This window comes from Pedobacter sp. SL55 (assembly GCF_026625705.1).
Classification (GTDB): Bacteria; Bacteroidota; Bacteroidia; order Sphingobacteriales; family Sphingobacteriaceae; genus Pedobacter.
On sequence record NZ_CP113059.1, the window covers coordinates 1,591,035 to 1,609,602 of the forward strand.

Consider the following 18,568-nt stretch of genomic DNA (forward strand, 5'->3'; position numbering starts at 1 on the left):
TTTGTTGGAAATAATCTCAGCAAATGCTGGCGCCAGAAAGGGCACGCCTGTGGCGTGTGTTTTAATTAATAAAACGATATCATTGAGTATATTCACAGGCCAAAGTCCTGCGCTAACAAGGTTTGTTTTGTATACTACACTGGTTTTAACTGTATTGCATTGAGCCGCTGTAAAATAGCCCCGACAGTAATGAAAAGCACGCAGGCCAGCATAGCGCAGCTGCGGACTTGTAATGTATGGCGGGACTATCGGTAAATAAATGCGACAACCGTTGTGCTCCTAAAAATCTGAAATTCCTACAGCTACTCGATACCATTACCCTGTCACTCTGACACCAAAAAACAACAGCTTTTTGAGCCAACTGACAAAGCTGTGAAAATTTGTCAAGCCAAAACCTATTGGCATAATAACTGATAAAGGATTAACTGTTAAACTAAAAATTTTAAATCAAAATAATATTATTAGAGTTATGGCTTTAAATTTAAAACCAATTGGAGACAGGATTGTGGTAGAAGCTGCACCTGCTGAAGAAAAAACAGCTTCTGGTATCTATATCCCTGATACTGCAAAAGAAAAACCTCAACAAGGAACTGTAGTTGCTGTTGGCGCTGGTAAAAAAGATGAACCAATGACTGTAAAAGTTGGTGATGCAGTACTTTATGGCAAATTTGCTGGTACAGAAGTATCTCACGAAGGAAAAGAGTATTTAATTATGCGTGAAGCTGATATTTACGCGGTAATTGGATAAGAGAAAATGAGTAAATGACTGAATTTTAAATGAGTAAATCGTAAAGTTCAGCGAAAAATATGGCAGTGAGAACATTTAATAAATTTCTCATTTAATCATTCAAAATTTTAAATAAACATGGCAAAACAAGTAAGATATAACGTTGAAGCTCGCGACGCACTGAAAAAAGGTGTAGACACTTTAGCAAATGCAGTAAAAGTAACTTTAGGTCCAAAAGGACGTAACGTAATTATCGATAAAAAATTTGGCTACCAGCAATCACTAAAGATGGTGTTTCTGTAGCTAAAGAAATTGATTTGAAAGACCCAATTGAAAACATGGGTGCGCAAATGGTAAAAGAAGTAGCTTCTAAAACTGCTGATATTGCAGGTGACGGAACTACTACTGCTACTGTATTAGCGCAAGCAATTGTTACTGCGGGTATTAAAAACGTAGCTGCTGGTGCAAATCCGATGGATTTGAAACGTGGTATCGATAAAGCAGTTACTGCTGTAGTTGAGAACTTAAAAACTCAATCTCAAACTGTAGGCGAAGACAACAACAAAATCAAACAAGTGGCTTCAATTTCTGCAAACAATGACGAGGTAATCGGTTCGTTAATTGCTGAGGCAATGCAAAAAGTAGGTAAAGATGGTGTAATTACTGTAGAAGAAGCAAAAGGTACTGAAACAGAAGTAAAAACTGTAGAAGGTATGCAATTCGACAGAGGTTACCTTTCTCCGTACTTCGTAACTAACGCGGATAAAATGGAAGCTGATTTAGACTCGCCTTTCATCTTGATCTACGACAAAAAAATCAGCAATATGAAAGAATTGTTGCCAGTATTGGAAAAAACGGTACAAACTGGTAAACCGCTTTTAATAATCGCTGAAGATTTAGACGGTGAAGCATTAGCTACTTTGGTGGTTAACAAAATCCGTGGCTCGCTGAAAGTAGCTGCAGTTAAAGCTCCAGGTTTTGGTGATAGAAGAAAAGCAATGTTAGAAGACATAGCTATCTTAACTGGCGGTACTGTAATTTCTGAAGAAAGAGGTTACAAATTAGAAAATGCTGATCTTTCTTACTTAGGTACTGCAGAGAAAGTAGTAGTAGATAAAGACAATACTACAGTAATTAACGGTGCTGGTAAAACTGAAGATATCAAAGCTCGTGTTGGTCAAATCAAAGCTCAAATTGAAACTACAACTTCAGATTACGATAAAGAAAAATTACAAGAGCGTTTAGCTAAACTTTCTGGCGGTGTTGCCGTACTTTACGTAGGTGCTGCTTCGGAAGTTGAAATGAAAGAGAAAAAAGACCGTGTTGATGATGCTTTACACGCAACTCGTGCTGCTGTAGAAGAAGGTATTGTTGCTGGTGGTGGTGTGGCTTTCATCCGTGCGGTTGAGGCTTTAGCTAACCTAAAAGGCGATAACGATGACGAAACTACTGGTATTGCTATAGTAAAACGTGCTATCGAAGAGCCATTACGTCAAATCTGCGAAAATGCAGGTATCGAAGGTTCTATTGTGGTACAAAAAGTAAAAGAAGGCACTGCAGATTTCGGTTACAATGCTCGTACTGATGTTTATGAGAACTTAATTGGTGCTGGTGTTATCGACCCAACAAAAGTATCTCGTGTAGCTTTAGAAAACGCAGCTTCAATTGCGGCAATGTTGTTAACTACAGAAGTTGTTTTGGCAGATGAGCCAGAAGCAGCAGACGCAGGCCACTCGCACCCACCAATGGGTGGCGGCATGGGCGGCATGATGTAATAAAAAGTTAAAAGTGAGAAGTAAAAAGTTAAAAGTAGCTTAATGCTATTTAAACTTTTTACTTTCAACTTAAAACATAAAAAATCCCTCAAAGCGCACGTTTTGAGGGATTTTTTATGTTTTATTGGCACCACGCTATTTAGACCACAGCGAGTGGAGAAATCTAACTTCATAATTTGAAGCGCAATTTCTCTGCTGCTATTTTCCGCCAGTCCCACTTTTCGCTGCAATCTTTTTTGCAATCCGTCTGTCGTCATTTCGAACGTATGTGAGAAATCTGTTCGATAGAATTACTCAACTCACAGATTTCTCAGTCGTTCCTCCTTTCGAAATGACGTACAAAAAAGTATTTCCGCTTCAATCCGGGCTATTTCACAATGCCAATGCACCTACACTCAATTCTTGGTTCCTTTGCTGCCCGAAGTATCTGGATTTCGTTACGCTCAACCTTCTTGCTGATTCTGCTTTAATTTTCCGACTTCCCGACTACACCACAAACTGACTTGCAAAAACTTTTCGCTTTTACCTTTTTACTTTCTACATTTAACCCATGTGGGAAATCCTTGGCGATAGAAATCAATTCCTTACCATTGCAGAAGTAAACAAGTTTTTGCTGGCCATTTTTTTATGCGGTTTAATTGGCGCCGAACGCGAATACCGCAGTAAATCTGCTGGCTTAAAAACCATGATCATGATTGGTTTAGGCTCTGCCTTGTTTACCGTGCTTTCGGTAAAAATTGGCGATGTTAGTCATGACCGTATTGCCTCTAACATTGTAACGGGGATAGGTTTTTTAGGTGCTGGCGTTATTTTTAAAGAAGAAAACCGCGTAAAAGGCTTAACCACCGCCTGCGTAATCTGGATTGTAGCCGCTATTGGTATGGCTGTGGGTTCTGGCTATTTTATACAGGCCATTGGCGTAACCGCAGTAGTATTGTTATCGTTATTGGTTTTTCCTTATGTAGAAAACATCGCCGATCGTCGCTTTACTAGACGTACTTATCGAATTGTAAAAAAATACCAGAACAAAGATTTAGACAATTACGAATTGATCTTCAAAAAGTACAAGCTTAAAGCTAGCCGTGGTAAACATCAATTGGCTAACGGCATCATTACCGGCACTTGGGACGCCATTGGCAGCCCACAAAAGCACCACGAATTTGTAGAAGCCATGTTGCAAGATGATGGTATTTTAGAGTTTGATTTTTAATAGGCTCATTGCGAAGCCATGTCTGCTGCTCCATTTTGATTGCTAAGCTCAGAAAAGAAAACGTCTTTTCGAAGCTGTAGATCTAATTTTTTCTCATCAATTACCATCGTATTAGACCATGCGTCGTGCCACGGATTACAAGGCGTGCCAAACGCACTAAGCGCATTAAATGGAATGCAACGAATGATATTACGAATAAATGCTTTTTGAAAGCTCATCTCACTACCATCCGAATTGATTGCTTTGGTACCCGTAATTACTTTCCCTAAAGTTTTGCCACCACATGCAGCTTCAATAACGAACATTAACATCCCGTAACAGATTAAGGAAACAATTCGACTTAAAATACCACTATCTTCATCTGGTAATAGCTCTGGCTTAAAAAATCCGACTACAATACCCAATAAAAATGCTACAACGTAAAATACCAAAGCATCTATCAAATAATTAGCAAATCTCTTTCCTGTACTTGCCCTACTGTAATCTAACTCTTCGTGAACGTGTGTTTGTTGCATAGCGTTAATTAATTAAGCGTTTATTTTATTGAGTATGAAGATAATAAATTGCTGATATATTCCTAGCTATTAAATCCCAAAACAATCGTAGCTTTGCGTTTATGCCAAATGAACAAATTTCAGTTTTCGATATATTTAAGATAGGAATTGGGCCATCCAGTTCGCATACGCTTGGCCCTTGGCGGGCTGCGCAGCAATTTACCAATAGCTTGGCGGCACAAGGTGTGCTTGCAGATGTAGAGCAAGTGAAAATCTTACTGTATGGTTCTTTAGCCAAAACGGGCAAAGGCCACGGCACTGATGTTGCCATTTTGTTAGGTTTAGCAGGCGGCGACCCAGTTACTTTCGACGTAAACGCTATCGATAGTACAGTTGCTGAAATCAAGAAAACTCGACGGCTTAATTTGGCAGGCCAACAAAACATCAGCTTTGCTTATGATGAGGATTTGATTTTCCTGTTTGCCGAAAGCCTACCATTCCATCCAAATGCGGTTACTTTCCAAGCATTGCTATCTACGGGCAAGGCAATTTCAGAAACTTATTACAGCATAGGTGGTGGCTTTGTGGTAAAAGAAGGTCAAGATAGTTCAGAAAAAGAACAGGTAGATTTACCGTTTCCGGTTGAAAAAGCCAGTGAACTTTTGCATTGGTGTTTAACCACTGGTTTAAAAGTAAGCGAAGTGGTAATGGAAAATGAAGCTGCTTGGCGCACAGAAACCGAAACCAAGAAAGGCATTTTACAACATTACCAAGTAATTAAAGAATGTATTTACAGAGGTTGCCATACTTCGGGGTTTTTACCTGGCGGGTTGGATGTTGCCCGTAGAGCGGCCAAGTTGAACCAACGCTTAATTGGGAACCAAACTTATAGCGATTATGACAGCTGGATTACCGCCATCCGCAATGGTGGGATGGGATTTAACTATATTTTAGATTGGGTAAGCTGTTTTGCTTTGGCCGTAAACGAAGAAAATGCAGCATTTGGCCGTGTAGTAACTGCACCAACTAACGGTGCAGCTGGGGTAATTCCGGCAGTATTACAATACTTCATTACGTTTTGCGATGGTTATACAGAAGATAAAATCATTCAGTTCATCGCTTGTGCAAGCGAGATTGGTAGTATTTTCAAGAAAGGAGCTACCATTTCCGCAGCAATGGGCGGTTGTCAGGCAGAAATTGGGGTATCTTCTGCAATGGCCGCAGCGGCGCTAACCGAATGTCTAGGTGGTTCACAACGCCAAGTGTTAATGGCAGCAGAAATAGCCATGGAACATCATTTGGGCTTAACCTGCGATCCTATAGGTGGCTTGGTCCAAATCCCTTGTATAGAGCGTAACACTATGGGTGCTATTAAAGCCATCACGGCTAGTCAATTGGCGCTACAAAGTAATCCTGATAAGGCAAAAGTAAGCTTAGATGCCGTGGTGAATACCATGTGGGAAACCGCTTTGGATATGAACTCTAAATACAAAGAAACTTCTGATGGTGGTTTGGCTACAAATATCCCTATTAGCTTGCCAGAATGTTAAAAAGCACCTCCTAACCTCCCCAAAGGGGAGGAATGTAAAACGCATAACTAAATCAGCGAAGATCTGCGGTAAAAATCTGCGCAATCAGCGGGGAATAAGGACAATCTAGCAATAAAACAATTTAACTATTCAAATCCTTCATCTGCTTCGCCACCTGCTGCCCCTGCACATCATCGCTCCGCAACAGACAAAATCAGCGAAGATCTGCGGTAAAAATCTGCGCAATCAGCGGGGAATAAGGACAATCCAACAATAAAACAATTTAACTATTCAAATCCTTCATCTGCTTCGCCACCTGCTGCCCCTGCGCATCATCGCTCTGCAACAAATAATCAACAATATTTTCTTTATTAGCCTGCGAATGATTTTGGCTCAACTTAAAAACACCTTCTAAGCTAGTAACTGTAATTTCAATACCTGCAATAGCCTTCAAATGTTTTTCAATATACTCATCAGACATTTGATGGAAAGCAGCTGGACTGTGTTCTTTTTCGTACTGGTTGGTTAAATCTTCAATAACTTTTCTCGTTTCATCATTCCCCAACAGCCTAACTTTACCCTTGGCTTGTACCGAACTATAATTCCATGTAGAAGCCGAAGCTGGATTTTCGTAAACCGATGCACTCACATAAGCATGCGCTCCATGAAACAAAGCCAATACATTTTCATTGGCAACAAAAGCTTCATAATGGTCGGTTTTTCTCATTACATGACCAACCAACTTTACTGTTTCGCCCTCTTTTTTTACCTGTAAAGGAATTTGAGTTGCAGAAGGTATATTTTGATTTGCGCCAATTAGTACCGCAAACGGATGAGCTTCGATGAAAGCAATTAACTTATCAATATCTTTTTCGAGAAAATTAGAGACTTTATACACTTGTTAAAACTTAATACTGATAGATAGTGTATTACTTTTCCCTGTCGGAAATTTCCATTTACCACCATTCTTAAGCAACCTATTGGCCTCTTCATCCATTGCTTTACCCTCAGATTTTACAACTTTAACATCATTTGGCATGGCATCTGCTGAAAGCTTAAAACTTAAAATAACAGCTTTTGACCCATCTGCCAATAACTTATTATTTTTAGTGAGATATTCATTATAAGCTTTCCACCCCATCTCTGGAACGCCAACATTTACTTCCTCAGCAGCTTCTTTAGCGGTAGTTGTAGCTTTTTTCTTTGCTTTACCATAACCAACTGCTACAACTTCACTTAAACCCGAATTACTTTCATCCAAGCGTACATTCACATCTTGATTTGCCTTAGCTTCAATATTTTTGCTTGCAAAGCCTAATGAAGTTACCTCTAAAGTTACTTTCTCTTTATCTACAGGCAGCGTAAACTCACCACTTTTATTGGTTATCGCCCTGATATCATCGCCTACCATTTTTACATCGGCACCAGACAAAGGCCTACCATAAACATCATACACTGTCCCTTTAACCGATTTTGCATAAGGATCAGTCTTTATCTGAATACCTTCTACCCTGCTTTCTAAAGCTTGTACGGGTGCAACTGGTGCTGCTATTCGTGCGCCAACCATTTTTGCTTGATTTTCTCTGTTTTCTTTAGTTAGGCGGGCTTTTACTGCCTCTTTATTTTCTAAAGACGCACTTTCGATAATGGTTTCTCTTGGTATACTATTCTTCGCAATGGCTTGGTTTCCTTTAGCTAAAAAATACTACTTAGCACTTGCTCCACTTTCTGCGGGTCGGCCAGTGTTGCTGGTTTTGCCGAACTCAAAGTATCTGCAGGTGCTACAGCCGCTACTTCTGGCTTGATATTTACTTCAATTTGCTTAGGCCGATTATTGGCAATTTCTAGCTGTTGGCGGCGGTTACTTTCACGCATCCAAAACAACACGCCAGCAGTAATAAAAAGCACGGCAGCGGTTGCGGCAATGCTTAACCTATGCGAAGTAATTCGCCACATTTTACGCTCAACTGGCTTTTGCGCCACACGTTCTTGCAATTGCTTTTGTAACAGAGAAAAAGTTTGGGTACGTTTTTTAGCGGCAGATAAGCCCTCCAAAGCTTGGGCAATAAAAGGGTCTTCGAGCGAAATTCGCTCTACCTTATGCATCATACCAGAATCTAACTTCCCTTCTAGGTAGTCGTCTAGCACATCAATATCTAACCATTCGTTATTGCCCACTGTTCTTTTCAATACAAATTTTCAAATTGCGTTTTCCATTTTGGATATAGCTTTTCACTTTAAGCATATCGTACCCCGTAATATCGGCAACTTCTTTATAGCATTTTTCTTGTAGATAGAATAAATCTACGCTTTTTCGTTGTTCTTCCGAAAGGGTTTCCATGCACTTTTCCATAATGGTTAACTGAGTTTCTTTTGTGTCGTCGATATCAAGATGCACAAAGTCATCATTTTCCACAAAATTTTCTTCGAGCGTTACCATTGGATTTTTTGAAGATTTACGTAGCGCCATTAAACAATGGTTACGGGTAAGTACATGCAGCCAACTTTTAAAATTCTGTACCTGATGGATACGCAATTTCTTAACCAACTCTTCAAAAATTTGCATTACGGCATCTTTACTTTGCTCCTCATCTTTAAAGTAGTTAAAACAAACCCCGTAAACCAAGTGCATATATCGGTTATAAAGTTGACCCAACACTTCTAAATCGCCGCTTTCTTGATAAGCCGCAACCAAAGAAAGGTCGTCTGTCTCTCTATTGCCAGATGTATGCTTTATAAACTTCAAATCTTTTCGGAATGCCTAAAATTTCTTCAAGTATAAAAATATTTTTCGAGACGAGTGTGGAAAATCTATGATACCTACATCTACCCTTTAGAAAGTCGGGAAATCTTGAAGCTATTCCGAAAGATGGACTTTAATACTTCAAAAAAATATTGATATGAAAATTTTACTCACACCCATTTTGGCATTATTCCTATTATTAGGATACAAAACTACGCCCACTAGAGAAATTTCTGGCACCATTACCAGTGCCGCCGATGGCTTAACTTTACCTGGCGTATTCATTAAAAGTTTGCCTAGTAAAACCACTACCAAAACCGATGCTAATGGAAAATACCTTATCAAAGCGCCCAATACCGATACCCATTTACAAGTGAGCTTCTTAGGTTTTCAAACCAAAAAAGTAACTATTAGCAAGTCGAACGTTATTAACATCAGCTTAGCCGAAGACGTGAAAGCCCTCAACGAAGTGGCAATTATAGCTTATGGTGTTCAGCAAAGAAAAGAACTTATAGCTTCTGCAAAGAATATGGCTCCGCCAGCCAATTACGCCCTACAAGGCAGCATTTCTGGAGTACATAGTGGTGGGAGAATAATGAGTAGCCCTATCCAGAACAGCGAAAGCTATGCCCATATCACAGAGAATGGGTTCAAAAAAGCAACCGACAACCCGCTTTCTACTTTTTCTATTGATGTAGATGCGGCCTCTTATAGCAACATGCGTAGGTTTATTAACGGCGGCAACCTACCTCCAAAAGATGCAGTACGTATCGAAGAAATGATCAACTACTTCGACTACAATTACGAACAACCAAGAGGTAATGACCCTGTAAATATTGTAACCGAAATAGGCACTGCGCCTTGGAATAACCAACACCGCTTAGTACATATCGGCCTAAAAGCAAAAAATATCCCTACAGAAAAATTGCCACCATCTAACCTGGTTTTCTTAATCGACGTTTCTGGTTCAATGAACTCTTACAACAAATTACCTTTATTGGTTAGCTCCCTACGTTTACTTACTGATAATTTACGCGACCAAGATAAAGTTGCTATTGTGGTTTACGCCGGTAATTCTGGTTTGGTTTTACCTGCTACCTCTGGCGATAACAAACAAGCGATTAAAGATGCTTTGAACAAACTGAGTGCTGGTGGTTCTACCGCTGGTGGTGCAGGTATTAAATTGGCTTACAAAGTGGCTACAGATAATTTCATTAAAGGTGGCAATAACCGTATTATTTTGGCAACCGATGGCGATTTTAATGTTGGTGCTAATAGCGATGCCGATATGCAAACACTGATTGAAGAAAAACGTAAAAGCGGTGTGTTCCTTACTGTTTTAGGCTTTGGCATGGGCAATTACAAAGACAGCAAAATGGAAGATTACTGGCCAACAAAGGCAATGGCAACTACGCCTATATTGATGACATTAACGAAGCTAGAAAAGTACTAATTAACGAGTTTGGGGGCACTTTGTTTACCGTTGCTAAAGATGTAAAACTACAGATAGAATTTAATCCGGCTAAAGTGCAGGCCTATCGTTTAATTGGCTACGAAAATAGATTGCTAAACAACGAAGATTTTAACGACGACCAAAAAGATGCGGGCGAAATGGGTGCCGGCCATACCGTTACTGCACTGTATGAGATTATTCCGGTTGGCGTAGAAAGCAAGTTTGTAAAAAGTGTTGATGCGCTCAAATATCAAAAAACTAAAAAGAATACCTCATCATCTTTTAGCAACACTAACGAACTTTTAACCGTAAAAATGCGCTACAAACAACCAGATGGCAACCGAAGTAAGTTACTAGAACAACCCGTAGTAGACCACTATCAAGACAAGCTGACCAAAACTAGCGATAATTTTAAGTTCTCTGCTTCGGTGGCTATGTTTGGCATGTTGCTACGCCAATCAGAATTTGTACAAGAAAGCACTTTTGAGCAAGCCATTGCATTAGCAGAGGGTGCAAAAGGTGTAGATAAGGAAGGCTACCGTGCCGAATATGTTAAAATAGCTAAATCGGCACAGCTATTGGCGAAAGATTTACGTAATTTTGCTACTACTGGCAGAGAGAAATAATACTGCCTTAGCTTAATTACATACTTTATGAAGAGAACAGGATTATTCTTATTAGCAGCCTCAGCTTTATGTTTTAGCAGTTGCGATGCACAAAGTCAAAGCAAAATTGGCAATATTTTAGGACAAGTGGCTACTGGAGCTACTGGAACACCATCAAGCTTAGAAATTGGCAATGCTTTAAAACAGGCATTAGAAATAGGTACTTCGGCTGGTGCAGATAGGCTTTCTGCCAAAGATGGATTTTTTGGTAACATGGCTGTTAAGATTTTGTTCCCAACAGAGGCTCAAAAAGTAGAAAAAACTTTGCGTAGCGTGGGTTTAAATTCATTGGCCGATAATGTGATATTGAGCTTAAACCGTGCTGCAGAAGATGCTGCGAAAGAAGCCAAACCGATTTTTATAAATGCAATTAAGCAAATGACCATTGCCGATGCAACTAACATCCTTTTAGGAAATAAAGATGCGGCAACTACTTACTTTAAACGTGTAACTACATCACAGCTGATGGAAAAATTTTCGCCAGTAATTAACAATAGCCTAAGCAAAGTTGGCGCTACCAAATATTGGACAGATGCCGCAGCAGCTTACAATAAGATCCCTTTGGTAAAACCTGTAAACACCAACTTAACGCAATACGTTGCAGAAAAAGCAATTGATGGTATGTTTGTACAGGTAGCACAAGAGGAGCTAAAAATTAGAGATAACATTGGCGCACGTTCTACCAGTTTGCTACAAAAAGTTTTCGGCTATGCCGATACCAAAAAATAATCCACAAAATTGTTGATTTGTTAATAAAAATTTAAAGTAACCAAACCAATTTTTTGCTAGCTTGTTATCACAAAACAAGAAGATAAAAAAGTCCTGTGAGTGGGCTATCCGCGGAGGGCAGGCACAGCATAAATAGGTTTACTATATCAAAAGAAAAGCATCCAAAATTTGGGTGCTTTTTTCGTTTAACATTAGAAAAGCCAATACACTGCTACTATTAACGTTAGTCCCGTTCATGCTCATTTCGATTGACTTAGTTTTCAGTCTTTGCGTTCTTTGCGCACCTCTGCTTTACGGCTAAATTTTAACGCAAAGAATTAGCAAAGAACGCAAAGCCAAATTTTTATTGGAATAACAAACGCGATCATTGTGCCGCTAAACTTTGTCAACCTTCTGTTTTGGGTTGCACAGAATTTGTAATATAGCCCCGATTGCAGGCGGTAGCCCGCAGGGCAGCGAGAGCGTTAGCGAAGCAACCGAGAACTAAAGCCAAAAGTGGGACTGAAGGTAAATGATAGCATTGCAACTGCGCTTCTTAAAAAATAAAAAAGGGACACTCGAATGAGCATCCCATTATTTTTTGATCGAACTATTTCTTAAAACTGAATAACAAATGTTCCTCCGTTTGGATTAAAACCCGAAATGGTAGTTCTGCCATCTCGCGAGGTAGCCAAGGCTTTCTCTAATTCTGCAGCACTGTTAACCTCTTTTCCATTTATTTTGTAAACGATAGAGCCTTTGCCAATGCCATAATAATCAAATTCTTCGCCAGGAACTACATTGGTTACCACCAAGCCAGATTTAATACCTAACTTCTCTTTTTGAGTTGCCGAAGCAGGTGCAAAAGTTGCGCCCAACTTATTCAAACTTACCCCAGTAGCTTTTTCGCTTTCTTTTTTAGCTAACGCTACAGAACTCTCGCCTTTTAACGTTACGCTGATGTTTTTAGTAGAACCATCTGCTTTTAACACAGTTAAAGCCACTTTATCGCCAGGGCTCATACGGCCAATGCGCTCCTGCAAATCAGGCGAATCGTAAATGGCAACGCCTTCTACTTTTTTAATGATATCGCCTTCTTTGATACCAGCTGCGGCTGCCGCTCCGCCTGGCAATACCTCTCTAACGTATAAACCAGAATTATCTTTGATTTTTAATTGTTCGGCAACATCGGCATCTAATGCGGTAAAGGTTACGCCAATATAACCGCGTTTAACCGAACCATATTTTTTAAAGTCTTCTAAAATCTTTTTAGCTAAATTTACCGGAATAGCGAAACCGTAACCTTCGTTTCTACCACTTTGTGAAGCAATAGCCGCATTGATACCCACCAACTCGCCAGCAGCATTAACCAATGCACCACCACTGTTACCAGGGTTAATTGCTGCATCTGTTTGGATGAAAGATTCGATAGAATTGTTGGCTCTTGAAGGCTGTTTGCCAGTTCTTCTGAACTCATCATATTCTTCTTCGGTCATCATGCCATTATCGCGGTTTAAAATACCAATGTTACGAGCCTTGGCACTTACAATACCTGCAGTAACTGTAGTCTGTAAATCTAGCGGGAAACCTACTGCCAATACCCACTCTCCAACTTGTACATTGTCTGAGTTACCCATTTTCACAAAAGGTAGGCCATCTACATCAACCTTAATTAAAGCCAAATCTGTGTTTGGGTCTTTGCCAATTACTGTTGCAGTTGCTTTACGTCTGTTAGCCAAAATCACTTCAATTTTATCTGCTTTGTCTACTACGTGGTTATTGGTTACAATATAACCATCTGACGTTAAAATTACGCCAGAACCCGAAGCTGCCTGTGGTTGGCGTTGTACACGGCCGCCGCCACCAAAACCAAAGAATTGCTCAAACATGTCTTCCATACCGCCGCCGCCTCGGCTAGATTTACCTTGGTAGGTAGTTTTAATGTGAACCACTGCTGGCGAAACCGCAGCTGCAGCCTGTACAAAATCAGGTGCTCCGGCAGAAGATACACCACTTACGTTACTTGCAAACATGGTCTTTTGTCTATCTGCTAACGTAAAGTTGTCGTTGGGGCGCTCTATCAACTTATAGGCGCCAATTGCAGCAGCTCCACCAATAAATGAGGCAGCAAGTACAATTAATCCTATTTTTTTCATTTCCATAATTATTTGTTTTTTAAAAGGTAATGAAGCTGCCAAGAATTAAAATTCGTTGACGGTTGCATTTCCATTGTATGTTGTGTTTTACGTTTACTTTTTTTACTAATGAATTATCCAAATTTAATACCATATCAACGATATTTGTATCAGAATAACGTCTAAATACGTGTTAAAAAATGTTAAAAGCCAACCTTACAGCTTATTGATGTTTTTTATTGTATAATTGTTACAAGCTTAGCTACTATAAAAAATGAATATTAAATTCTATAAATACCAAGGTGCCGGAAATGATTTTGTATTGATTGATGGTAGAGAAAATCCTATAAAAAATATCGATACAAAGGCCGTAGCGCAACTTTGTGACCGTAGGTTTGGCATTGGTGCCGATGGCTTAATGTTTTTAACCAATAGTAAAGACTACGATTTTGAAATGATTTACCACAATGCAGATGGTAAGGTTGGTAGCATGTGTGGTAACGGCGGCAGATGCATTGTGGCCTTTGCTAAGCATCTAGGAATTTTTGACACAGAGACTAATTTTTTGGCAGTTGATGGCCCTCATTATGCCAAAATTTCAGCAGAAGGCAATTGGGTAGAGTTACAGATGATAGATGTAGCTGCTATAAATTTGGATAAAGACGCTTTTGTATTGAACACAGGTTCGCCGCACTATGTGAAAGAAGTTACAGGGCTAGAAAATATGGATGTTTATACCGAAGGTTACAACATTCGCAATAACGAAACCTACAAAACCGACGGCATCAACGTAAATTTTGTAGAGAAAAAACCTGATCATTTATTTGTTAGAACTTTTGAGCGTGGCGTAGAAGATGAAACTTATGCTTGCGGTACGGGCGTAACTGCGGTTGCGATGGCCATGGCTAAAAGGCAACATCAAATTGGCCAAGTGGTAACTCCGGTAACTGTACTTGGTGGCAATTTAGAGATCAATTTTAGCTACGATGGCGAGAAATTTACCGATGTGTTTTTATGTGGCCCGGCAGAAAAGGTTTTTGAGGGCGAGATAAATTTGTAGAAACCTAGGTTTATCTTGGCTCATCAAAACATATTTAAATCAAGCGCTAGCCATATACTCCATGATATCAGCGCTAGCGCACGCCCAATGTCATTAAGTTAAGGGTTTCACAGGTTAATTCTTCGATTTTTGAACTGCTTTGGCTTTGTTCTCTGCCTGTATTTATCGGTTTTTCTGTCAAAATTCCTGTTAGGCCTAAGTGGTACAACGTTTTTGACAAAGAGCTGTTCCAGTTCGTCCATAGCTTCTTTGCCCGTTTTGCTGCTAAAGAGTTCTATCAGCCTGTTGCGGATGAAACAAAGCGACAAAGATGCATTTATCCTGTATTCATAGGTACGGTGTTCGTATTTTTTCCGAGCCTGTTGTTGTGCATCCATGGTCAATATGGCCTGCATATTGCTCATGTACAGCGCACAATAAAATTCCTGTAGTATAAACTGACAGCTTGTCCCAGAAAAATGTTCTACGCCTATAATATTCTTAAACCTGTTATAATAGGTTTCTATCGCCCATCTTTTGAAGTAGAGCTCCTTAAAATCTGCGTAGGGATAAGCCCTAGCGTCCAATAGCGAGGTAATCAGGATTTCATACTCTCCAGTGCTCAACGGTACCCGAAGCATCCTGACTGTAAGAGATGCGTTTTTATCATATTGCAGACCATTAAACGACCTGTTCTGCTTGGGGGACAAGACCAGAATATCGTCATCCTTCCCCGAAAGCGCAAAATCCCTGGTTGCATTGGAATAGGCTATCTTACACCTGCATATAAAATGGATCCCATCTCCGTCCATCTGGTGCATCGCACCAAAACTGGTGTATGCCCTGTCCATGATGACAATATCGCCGCTTTGTGCAAGCAGAAGCTGTTGGCGGGCAAGGGCGACCTCGCCTACACTAAAACGTGAAAGGCGGCCATCGATAGCGATTTCGTTGAGCACGTCATAGAGGATGGAAACCCTGGCCATAACCACATCATCGGTCTTTTTCTGATTATTGCAGAAGCCGTATTCCGCTATCGTACTTGGGCTTATTGGAAGGTTGATGGTTGAACCGTCTATAGCTAGCAGCCTGTGTCCCTTGTAAAGCTGTACCGAATCGTCATTGTCCCGATAAAAATCAGAGGCGATGGCAGCGTTGAGATCAAGGAACATATCGGGCTTTATCTTTTTACGCCCCTGTACAAAAGCACTGGTGGTAAAGCTGTAAACACAGCTCTTAATATCATCAAGAAACTTTTGCAATTCGACCTGTATGTTTTGTTTCAATGTCCTCAACATGAATAAAGATAACTCTCTAAAGCCAAATTTTCGGTTTCTGGTAAAATCTTTTCGACAGGTTCTGTATTTTTCAATATTGATCTGCGAAGATATAAATTGGTGGCTAAGCTCAACAAAATGAAACGGTGGTTTTCTTGTCATGTCTTTTTTCGCAAACCGAATAAAACATGTTCTAAATTGCTAAAATAAGTTGTTAACCAGTGTTAATTTCCTTAACTTAATGACATTGGGGGTGCGCTAGCAGGGTGCCACAGGCGTGTGCTAGCAGGGTGCCTGCTGAAATAGCGAGCACTTAAACTAGCCACATGCGTAATAATACTATCCAAAAAGAATTATTCAACTTTGGATTTGATTTTATCTTTATCCGATGGTAATATGAGTATTTCTTCGAGATAGGCTTTCATTGTATCTGCTGAGTTTTTTGAGAGAAAAGCGTCAAATGAGCCAGCCACTATACCGATATTTGGCACAAATAAAAACCTGTCAATACCTCGATAATAGTTAATTCCGTGGTTGATGTGCCAATCTGTAAATTGCCAAAATTTATAGGCTTTGAAGCCGAAAATTTCAATCTCTTCAGATCTAAAAAGTAGTGGCTTTTCTAAAGGTCTCAGTAAGTTTGTAGTTCCTGTAGAACTCCGTTCTGTAATTGCATTAGGAGAATAATGCCCATAAGCGTTATAATACTTGCTCTCAAAGTCTTTTACAGCTATTGTAGGGGAGCTAATGTTAATTATAGCGTTAGCCATCAAATTAGGAAAAACAAGGCTTTGTGTAACTATACTGAAATACTCTGATAAGCAAAAGCTACTAACAAAAAACTTTCCATTTTTATTGATGACCAGGGAGATATCCTGTCGTTTAATGAAATCGCAGTCATAGAAGTTCGATTTCTGATAACTGTTGAATGCTTCAGAAAAAATCTGTTTTAGAACTGGAAAATCTATAATTTGCCCTTTGATTTTAGAAACTTCAATTTCACTCCACATCATATCCCCTTTTACAGGGAGTACCGAAAATAGTATCAAATTTGATTGATCATACAATAAGTTATATAATTCTATTTGCTTTCCTTTATTACTTAATTTAATGGTATGAAATTGGTAAGAATTTGAATTTTCATCCAATATAAAATATTTTTGCGACAGATTTGAATTGGCACTTAGCTTAAATGAGCTAGTGGATAGCAATAAGAATAAAAGGACAATTTTTTTCATGTTTAACATTTTTTACCTTTAAAATTATTCTGCCTAGTGTCTCTTTCTGCGCTATTCAAGAGTCTTTGCGCATTACTTTGATTTAATATACCAGCGGAGCAGATTGCTTTTATAACATCTGGATCTGATGTTGAAAGATTTGTGTTATATTGCATTAACGCTTTTTCTAATTTATCTAGAAAATTCACTGCCATAACTGAGTGGTTCGAAACAAATATTGCTTTTGTGAGATCAATCTGTCCAGATGGCCCATTTATATATAATGGATTTACATCAGGGTAAACATTAGAAAAGTTTGCGCCCAGTCTATTCTTTTCTACATTAAGAAATGCATGGAGAGCCTCATGGTAAATCGTTACCAGAATATAATCCTTCGTTGCATAGTTTAATACATCTTCATTTATCTCGATTGTTGAAGTTACTGAATATCCCGCACTAAAATTATAACCATTGTTTAATGTTAATTTCGGTGTGTGCCACCCATCTGTCATCGATCCTGATGCACTTTTAGGTTTTATTATCAATTTATGCGCAGTTCCTCCAAACGTTGATTGAATGATCTTTGCAATTGTATCATTAAGTTTTGGAAGTTCGGATAAGATAGATTGAGCACAAGGAAAACCTTGAAGACTATCAATAATTTCTCTTGGTGGGCAAGCCGTCAACCCTGTAGTACCACCAATGCAGGTGTTACATTCATTATTCCAGATAGCGGTTCCTCCGGCTACTCCGGCACAATCCGTATATTCCGGGGGAAAATATCCTCCGCCGCTCTCATTTTCATTTCCTAGATAGTCTTTATCCTCTTCCTCATAGCTGCAGTAGGTCACATATTCTTGGCCTATATAGGTAAATCCGCAATTTTCGTAGCCTGGTACGCCAACGCAAGTCCACTGATACTTGTCTGCAAAACCAGATTGACATATTATGGCTTCTGTGCGAATGTCTCCCTGCGTTTGTGTCTGCAATTGATCAAACTGCTTTTCTGTGATAACAGCTATCTTTTCGGCAATCCTGCCGTTTGTATAGTTCCATCCGTTTGCTAATTGTCCCGTAAAATGGTAGTATAAAACCGTACCTGTAAAATTGCCAAGGTTTTTGTAGTGCAGTTTATCAAATTCGCCTTTGCTGTGTTTTTCTAATGACATATAGGAGGCGTAAAGTATTTTTTTTGTCTTTTCGTCTTCAAATAACAATAGTTTTATCGTATGTTTTTTGACTTCTTGTTCCAAGTTACTTCGGTTTGCCTTTTGCCCAAGTACCATTAGGTTTTCTGGGTTGGCGAGCTCTACTTCGTACACAATTTTATTGTCCTCTTTACCGATATACACCTTTTCCCAATTTGGTACTAGTTTACTAAATGGGTTTTCATCTGAAATTTTTAGATTGGCTTTATACCACTCGGCTAGTTTGTTGTTTTGTTCGCTGGTTAGTCCAACATCTTCGCTATAGTTTTTTTTACAGGCGGTAATAATTAAAAGTATACCAAAAGCAACATAAGCAAGCGCTTTTAATGTGCTAAAAATAGGGGGGTAAAATGTTTATACATAGGTTTTTAGTTAAATGTAACCTAAG

Annotated in this window: 16 protein-coding genes and 1 pseudogene; 8 read left to right on the top strand and 9 right to left on the bottom strand. The window is 39.4% G+C overall.

Going from position 1 to position 18,568, the window contains the following annotated elements; translation table 11 throughout:
- Positions 1-469: 469 nt before the first annotated feature.
- The 3 genes and pseudogenes from OVA16_RS07260 to OVA16_RS07270 all read left to right on the top strand — a co-directional run bounded on the left by OVA16_RS07260 (position 470) and on the right by OVA16_RS07270 (position 3,712).
- Entirely contained in the window at positions 470-748 is a 279-nt protein-coding gene (locus tag OVA16_RS07260; protein WP_267764527.1) for a co-chaperone GroES, read from the top strand.
- Positions 749-865: 117 nt separating this feature from the next.
- Positions 866-2,502 (top strand): annotated as a pseudogene (groL, locus tag OVA16_RS07265) (chaperonin GroEL).
- A 550-nt stretch (positions 2,503-3,052) separates the two neighbouring features.
- Positions 3,053-3,712, top strand: a complete 660-nt coding sequence (locus OVA16_RS07270; protein ID WP_138728654.1) for an MgtC/SapB family protein — start codon at positions 3,053-3,055, stop codon at positions 3,710-3,712.
- Positions 3,713-3,717: 5 nt separating this feature from the next.
- On the opposite strand, the gene OVA16_RS07275 is transcribed toward OVA16_RS07270, so the two are convergent.
- Positions 3,718-4,227: an RDD family protein gene (locus OVA16_RS07275; protein ID WP_267764528.1), complete on the bottom strand. Its 510-nt coding sequence runs from the start codon at positions 4,225-4,227 to the stop codon at positions 3,718-3,720.
- Between the two features lie 101 nt (positions 4,228-4,328).
- On the opposite strand from OVA16_RS07275, the gene OVA16_RS07280 reads away from it, so the two are divergent.
- The gene (locus OVA16_RS07280) at positions 4,329-5,756 is read left to right on the top strand and encodes an L-serine ammonia-lyase (protein WP_267764530.1); all 1,428 of its coding nucleotides are present in this window, start codon (positions 4,329-4,331) and stop codon (positions 5,754-5,756) included.
- Positions 5,757-6,018: 262 nt separating this feature from the next.
- On the opposite strand, the gene OVA16_RS07285 is transcribed toward OVA16_RS07280, so the two are convergent.
- The 4 genes from OVA16_RS07285 to OVA16_RS07300 form a co-directional block, all read right to left on the bottom strand.
- Positions 6,019-6,633, bottom strand: coding sequence for an FMN-binding negative transcriptional regulator (locus OVA16_RS07285; RefSeq protein ID WP_267764532.1), 615 nt, complete (start codon positions 6,631-6,633; stop codon positions 6,019-6,021).
- Positions 6,634-6,636: 3 nt separating this feature from the next.
- Positions 6,637-7,302 (bottom strand): carboxypeptidase-like regulatory domain-containing protein, encoded by a 666-nt coding sequence (locus OVA16_RS07290; RefSeq protein WP_267764534.1) that lies wholly within the window; start codon positions 7,300-7,302, stop codon positions 6,637-6,639.
- A 128-nt stretch (positions 7,303-7,430) separates the two neighbouring features.
- Complete coding sequence (locus OVA16_RS07295; RefSeq protein ID WP_267764535.1) at positions 7,431-7,925, bottom strand: hypothetical protein; 495 nt, start codon at positions 7,923-7,925, stop codon at positions 7,431-7,433.
- Complete coding sequence (locus tag OVA16_RS07300; protein WP_267764536.1) at positions 7,903-8,481, bottom strand: RNA polymerase sigma factor; 579 nt, start codon at positions 8,479-8,481, stop codon at positions 7,903-7,905. Before OVA16_RS07300 ends, OVA16_RS07295 begins: the two co-directional genes overlap by 23 nt.
- Positions 8,482-8,635: 154 nt before the next feature.
- Here OVA16_RS07300 and OVA16_RS07305 point away from each other — a divergent pair, with 154 nt between their 5' ends.
- Genes OVA16_RS07305 through OVA16_RS07315 form a run of 3 tightly spaced genes read left to right on the top strand, consistent with a single transcriptional unit; the run spans position 8,636 to position 11,325 of the window.
- Positions 8,636-9,931: a VWA domain-containing protein gene (locus OVA16_RS07305; protein WP_267764537.1), complete on the top strand. Its 1,296-nt coding sequence runs from the start codon at positions 8,636-8,638 to the stop codon at positions 9,929-9,931.
- Positions 9,932-9,951: 20 nt separating this feature from the next.
- Complete coding sequence (locus OVA16_RS07310; protein ID WP_267764538.1) at positions 9,952-10,557, top strand: YfbK domain-containing protein; 606 nt, start codon at positions 9,952-9,954, stop codon at positions 10,555-10,557.
- Positions 10,558-10,584: 27 nt separating this feature from the next.
- On the top strand, positions 10,585-11,325 hold the full coding sequence (locus tag OVA16_RS07315; protein WP_267764540.1) for a DUF4197 domain-containing protein: 741 nt from the start codon (positions 10,585-10,587) through the stop codon (positions 11,323-11,325).
- Between the two features lie 596 nt (positions 11,326-11,921).
- Here OVA16_RS07315 and OVA16_RS07320 read toward each other — a convergent pair.
- The gene (locus OVA16_RS07320) at positions 11,922-13,460 is read right to left on the bottom strand and encodes a trypsin-like peptidase domain-containing protein (protein WP_267764543.1); all 1,539 of its coding nucleotides are present in this window, start codon (positions 13,458-13,460) and stop codon (positions 11,922-11,924) included.
- 253 nt (positions 13,461-13,713) lie between these two features.
- Between OVA16_RS07320 and dapF the strand changes: the two genes are divergently transcribed.
- Entirely contained in the window at positions 13,714-14,499 is a 786-nt protein-coding gene (gene dapF, locus OVA16_RS07325) for a diaminopimelate epimerase (protein WP_267764544.1), read from the top strand.
- 107 nt (positions 14,500-14,606) lie between these two features.
- Here the strand turns inward: dapF and OVA16_RS07330 are convergent, their stop codons facing one another.
- The 3 genes from OVA16_RS07330 to OVA16_RS07340 all read right to left on the bottom strand — a co-directional run bounded on the left by OVA16_RS07330 (position 14,607) and on the right by OVA16_RS07340 (position 18,324).
- A complete protein-coding gene (locus OVA16_RS07330) occupies positions 14,607-15,917 on the bottom strand; it encodes an IS4 family transposase (RefSeq protein WP_267760614.1) in 1,311 nt (436 codons plus the stop codon).
- Between the two features lie 191 nt (positions 15,918-16,108).
- Entirely contained in the window at positions 16,109-16,993 is an 885-nt protein-coding gene (locus OVA16_RS07335) for a hypothetical protein (protein ID WP_267763280.1), read from the bottom strand.
- A gap of 2 nt (positions 16,994-16,995) precedes the next feature.
- Positions 16,996-18,324: a hypothetical protein gene (locus OVA16_RS07340; RefSeq protein WP_267764545.1), complete on the bottom strand. Its 1,329-nt coding sequence runs from the start codon at positions 18,322-18,324 to the stop codon at positions 16,996-16,998.
- Positions 18,325-18,568: the final 244 nt, after the last annotated feature.

Excerpts from the sequence above, each read along its gene's own strand:
- OVA16_RS07260 (WP_267764527.1), top strand. The coding sequence starts at position 470 with ATGGCTTTAAATTTAAAACCAATTGGAGACAGGATTGTGGTAGAAGCT.
- OVA16_RS07270 (WP_138728654.1), top strand. The coding sequence starts at position 3,053 with ATGTGGGAAATCCTTGGCGATAGAAATCAATTCCTTACCATTGCAGAA.
- OVA16_RS07275 (WP_267764528.1), bottom strand. The coding sequence starts at position 4,227 with ATGCAACAAACACACGTTCACGAAGAGTTAGATTACAGTAGGGCAAGT.
- OVA16_RS07280 (WP_267764530.1), top strand. The coding sequence starts at position 4,329 with ATGCCAAATGAACAAATTTCAGTTTTCGATATATTTAAGATAGGAATT.
- OVA16_RS07290 (WP_267764534.1), bottom strand. The coding sequence starts at position 7,302 with ATGGTTGGCGCACGAATAGCAGCACCAGTTGCACCCGTACAAGCTTTA.
- OVA16_RS07305 (WP_267764537.1), top strand. The coding sequence starts at position 8,636 with ATGAAAATTTTACTCACACCCATTTTGGCATTATTCCTATTATTAGGA.
- OVA16_RS07315 (WP_267764540.1), top strand. The coding sequence starts at position 10,585 with ATGAAGAGAACAGGATTATTCTTATTAGCAGCCTCAGCTTTATGTTTT.
- OVA16_RS07320 (WP_267764543.1), bottom strand. The coding sequence starts at position 13,460 with ATGAAAAAAATAGGATTAATTGTACTTGCTGCCTCATTTATTGGTGGA.
- dapF (WP_267764544.1), top strand. The coding sequence starts at position 13,714 with ATGAATATTAAATTCTATAAATACCAAGGTGCCGGAAATGATTTTGTA.
- OVA16_RS07330 (WP_267760614.1), bottom strand. The coding sequence starts at position 15,917 with ATGACAAGAAAACCACCGTTTCATTTTGTTGAGCTTAGCCACCAATTT.
- OVA16_RS07335 (WP_267763280.1), bottom strand. The coding sequence starts at position 16,993 with ATGAAAAAAATTGTCCTTTTATTCTTATTGCTATCCACTAGCTCATTT.